Annotated in this window: 1 pseudogene; it reads right to left on the bottom strand. The window is 73.9% G+C overall.

The annotated features are described in order from the left end of the window. Positions 1–1,425 precede the first annotated feature (1,425 nt). Positions 1,426–1,773 (bottom strand): annotated as a pseudogene (locus AOK01_RS44530) (NACHT domain-containing protein); the annotation flags it as partial. Positions 1,774–1,846 lie beyond the last annotated feature (73 nt).

The following is a 1,846-nucleotide window of genomic DNA, read 5'->3' as shown; positions in this document are numbered from 1 at the left end:
GCCGGCCAGGTGCTCCTGGAGCCTGAGATGCCGGAAGCGGTACGTGCCTCCGTAACGCTGGAGCAGTCCCCCGCCGTACGCGTCCCGCAGGAACTCCATGAGGGACCAGGGCACCCGGCCGAGCACGGCGAGCCATGCCCTGGAGGCCACCCACAGGCACCAGGGGCTCACGACGACCAGGACGATCACGGCGCCCGTCATGCCCTTGGCGAAGGCGACCCAGAAGTCGACCGTGCCGTGCCCGGTCAGCAGGCTGTGCGCGCCGGTGCCCAGGCCGATCAGCGGGGCGACCACGCCGAGGGTGAGCAGGGCCGCGCGGCGCTCGCTCGCCAGCAGGGCGTCCGGGGTCGCCGCGTCGACCGTGTCGGCGGGCGCGGCGATCACCAGCATCACGAGCGAGGGAAGGATGTACCCGAGGACGGCGTGCGCCGTGAACGCGTCCGTGTGGTAGGTGCCCTGAGCCAGGAACAGNNGGGCACCACGAGGATGGCGAGCGAGGTCAGGGCGCGGCGCACCGAGACCGCGCGGGACGCGGAGCGCAGCGCCGCACCGGCCTTGAAGGGGTTGGCCCTGCGGCGCGGTTCCCAGAAGCGGTCGCCGTACCACTGGAGTGTGGCCAGCTGGATGCCGGTGGCGAGAATGGCGGCGCCGAACACGTAGTTGCGGTCGAACAGTTCGATGTCGAGCTGGAACGAGTCGCTGTAGGCGTCCTCGACGCGGGTCACCACCGCCATCATCGCCTCGGTGAGGACGATGCAGAAGACCACCAGGGTCGGGATCGCGAGCAGCCGGGCCGCCCTGGTGCGGTTCAGCCGCCACCAGGCGAACTCGCCGGTGCGGCGGCGTTGCAGTTCGCGGGCGAGGAACGCGAGCCAGCCCCTGGCCCGGGCGGGGTTCCAGTGGCCCGGTGCGTGCAGCCGCTCGGTGTCGTGGGCGCGGGGTTCGAAGGCGGCCGGGATCACCGTGTCCATGAGGTGTCTCTCGACGGCCTCCCGGGTGGGCAGCCGGGTGCGGTCGGCGAGCCGTGCCGGGTCGGTGTGGGCCGGCCGGTGGGCGCGCCGGGCGAGCCAGATCATCAGTGGTGTGGAGAGGGCGCTGCCGAGCGGTCCTTCGGGGTGGTCGGCGAGTTCGTCGAGGACGGGACCCCACTGCTCGTGCCGTCCCTCGTCCGCCGTGCGCAGCAGATGGACCGCGGCGTCGCGCGGGCCCACCGGGAGGGCCTCGATGTCCGAGGCGCCCGCGACGCGCAGGGCGAGGGTCCGGTACTCCTGCGTCCGTGAGGCCAGGACGAAGCCCAACTCCCTGGCGGTGTCGTTCAGTTCGCGGACGACGGCGGCCCGGCGGTGGCCGGGCAGCTCGTCGAGGCCGTCGAGTACGGGGAGCACGCGGCCGTCGCGCACGAGGCGGCGGGCGGGGTGCGCGCNNGAGCAGGGTCGACTTGCCGGAACCGGGGTCGCCGAGGACGAGCAGCCGTCGCGTGCCGAGGCCGAGCAGGGTGTCCGCGATGTCACCGAGCCGGTCGCTGCGCACGGGCCGGTCTCCGGTGCCGTCCGTGGCCGGGGTTCCCCAGCGGGCGAGCCACCGCACGGCGAGCGGGCCGTCGATGTCGCCGAGTTCCCAGGCGGCGACCTCGGCCGACCACTGGGCTCGTACGGCGCGGGCCAGTTCCTCGGCCGCGGTGTCGACGGGCTCGCGCGGCGGCGGCAGGTTGACGACGAGGTCGCCGTGGATGTAGCCGGCCTGGACGAGGTACTCGATCGTGCTGTCCCGCACGACGTTGCGCACTTCGGACGGCGGCTGCCACCCGTCCCGCCGGTCCCCTCCGCCCCGCCCGCCTCGCCTGTCC

Origin of the sequence: Streptomyces aurantiacus (assembly GCF_001418335.1) — a bacterium.
Classification (GTDB): Bacteria; Actinomycetota; Actinomycetes; order Streptomycetales; family Streptomycetaceae; genus Streptomyces; species Streptomyces aurantiacus.
Note: the sequence above shows the minus strand (reverse complement) of the source record. Positions and strands in the feature narration are given on the sequence as shown.